Consider the following 607-nt stretch of genomic DNA (forward strand, 5'->3'; position numbering starts at 1 on the left):
GAGCTATGGTTCACTCACTATGGCGCTACGCTGGCGAACGGTTCTGTTATTCAGAACAAGTTTTTAAAAATGGCGGATGTCATGGGGAATCCTATCGCCTCCTCTTTCACTTCAAAGATGTATTCGACGTTTCGCAGTCAACGAATGGCTGGGACCATAGATTTTGTTGATGCACGCTGGAATGAAGCCGCGCAGTTGAAAGGCTCTCAGCTCAGCAAATTTAAAGTGACATTTACCAACACTAAAACGAAGAAAAATCGCTCTGTACCCATCTCAGAAGAGCTTTACCATGAGATATATAAACCTACCTCAGAAAAGTTATTTCAAGAATGCTATACCCCTTTCTGCTACATCTTAAAGAATAAACTAGGGGTTACCCTTCCCTCTGGCCAAGCTTCTCATGTTTTGCGTCATACTTTCGCTAGTCACTTTATGATGAATGGCGGGAATATTTTGGTGTTAAGAGATATCCTTGGCCATGCTGATATCAGCATGACAATGCGCTATGCTCACTTTGCACCTGACCATCTCTCTGAAGCCATTTCCCACAACCCGCTTTCAAATCTGTAGCCGTCGCCACAAAAATTTTTTGCTCGGCTGTCGCCAC

At 44.0% G+C, this 607-nt stretch carries 1 protein-coding gene; it reads left to right on the forward strand.

The genetic code is table 11. The annotated features are described in order from the left end of the window. Window positions 1-570, forward strand: a 570-nt coding sequence (locus tag VSA01S_RS19870; protein ID WP_244949890.1) for a phage integrase, incomplete at its 5' end; no start/stop codon positions are given. Between the last annotated feature and the right edge of the window lie 37 nt (window positions 571-607).

The sequence above is a fragment of the Vibrio sagamiensis NBRC 104589 genome, assembly GCF_007990935.1.
Classification (GTDB): Bacteria; Pseudomonadota; Gammaproteobacteria; order Enterobacterales; family Vibrionaceae; genus Vibrio; species Vibrio sagamiensis.